Genomic DNA, 1,566 nt, shown 5'->3' with positions numbered 1-1,566 from the left:
CTTGGACAGCGTCAGCCCATGACGCTCGCGCAGCTTCTCGGCGGCCAGGGTCGGGCCAAAGTCAGCGTAATGCTCGCAGATCAGGTCAAGCGCTGCGGCCTCACGATCACCGCCTGCAGCGGAACTAGGTCAATCTCGTCTTGGATCATGTTTGCGTCCGCAAAGTCTTTGCGGACGCTAGCCTGCCAACGTTCAGCCTTCAATACCAGACGTCGTCTATTGAGCGCTTACATTTATGTTGCAAAAGCAACTCCGATTTTTGTAATCGACTTGTCCCGCGAACGGATCAACAAAAGTTTGGTTTTGCGACAAATATGTCATATTTGCGACAAATTGAACGTTCTCTGAGCGCTTTTAGACATGCTACAAAAGAGAGGGCAAAGAGCGTTCTTACCATATCAGTGAGCAGGTCAGGCTGCTTGCTGTTCGCATTTAACCACTGCGGACCGAGAAAAAGCCAGCTGCCAGCGCGCAGAAAGCCAGTTCATACCAGGGGGGAAAGACACTGAAGAGCCCTCCTGGCCTCGTTTCCATTTCCTCGAAACCTCCGCTCCCAGACAATAGATTCTGTTGTGAGTGTAGATAATTACAAGTTTGGCATGCATGTTGCGACACGTACCACTCAGAGCAATAGATGTCGGAGATCTCACTAAGTCCTTCACAATCTCGCTCTATTCGACCGGTCAATTCAAATCCACATTATCGGAAACACGAAAATCATCGTCCAAAAACGGCTAGCCCTTTAACTTACGAAACTAACCAGTAGCCTGGAGATAAATACATTGGACAAAGCCACTCGCTCTATGAGCATTTTTTCCGATGCCGCCTCTTTCAAATACACAAAAGCGACAACCCTAATTGCGCTTCGGTCCGCGGCCTCGAAATTCTATGTCTATCCGATTCATCGTTTGACACATGAGCAATGGAAAGCGAACTTCACCAATATTGTCAAATTAATCAAGATTTCTCTTGGGGTATCGGAGCCCGTAGCTGTGCGATCAAGCGCAGCATCGGAGGACTGCCTAGAGCAATCTAAAGTTGGCCAGTATCTATCCGTCCTAAACGTTCGAAGCGATGAGCAACTGATCCAAGCGATAGATGACGTCTTCTCTTCGTACGGTTCCCCATTGCCATCCGACGAGGTGTTCGTCCAACCGATGGCTAAAGATATCACGGTAAGCGGCGTAGTCATGACTTGCGACCCTGAATCTTGCCTCCCCTACTATATTATTAGCTACGATGAAAGCGGTGATGCCACGGTTGTTACTTCCGGTGGAAACGGCACACGCACTTACATATTTGTACCAGGCCACGACGCGCCGGACCCTCTTCGAGGTCTCCCCCCGCGGCACAATAGTTGTCGCCCTGATAGGAACTTGAATCTTTCCTGATTTCAAGTCTCTTAGTGGCGGTGGAAGGCCGGCGCCGAAGTCGCCGGCCCCCTTGCCGCCAGTTTCCACAGTAAGGGGGCGATGATGAGAGAACAAGTTGGCTCGATACGGACAAGTGTTTAAGGACAGAGCGGTGGCGCGGTTGCTGCCGCCGGAGAGCGCCCCGCTGGAACTG

At 51.0% G+C, this 1,566-nt stretch carries 2 protein-coding genes; both read left to right on the top strand.

Translation table 11 applies throughout. The features are described from left to right. The coding region (locus J8I34_RS33925) for a hypothetical protein (RefSeq protein ID WP_209808544.1) at positions 1–348 on the top strand (348 nt) is incomplete at its 5' end. A 455-nt stretch (positions 349–803) separates the two neighbouring features. Continuing rightward, positions 804–1,391: a PEP/pyruvate-binding domain-containing protein gene (locus J8I34_RS33920; protein WP_245176348.1), complete on the top strand. Its 588-nt coding sequence runs from the start codon at positions 804–806 to the stop codon at positions 1,389–1,391. Positions 1,392–1,566 lie beyond the last annotated feature (175 nt).

This window comes from Cupriavidus phytohabitans (assembly GCF_017815025.1).
Classification (GTDB): domain Bacteria; phylum Pseudomonadota; class Gammaproteobacteria; order Burkholderiales; family Burkholderiaceae; genus Cupriavidus.
Note: the sequence above shows the minus strand (reverse complement) of the source record. Positions and strands in the feature narration are given on the sequence as shown.

Bases quoted from the DNA above. Each gene is read 5' to 3' on its own strand.
- J8I34_RS33920 (WP_245176348.1), top strand. From the start codon at position 804: ATGAGCATTTTTTCCGATGCCGCCTCTTTCAAATACACAAAAGCGACA.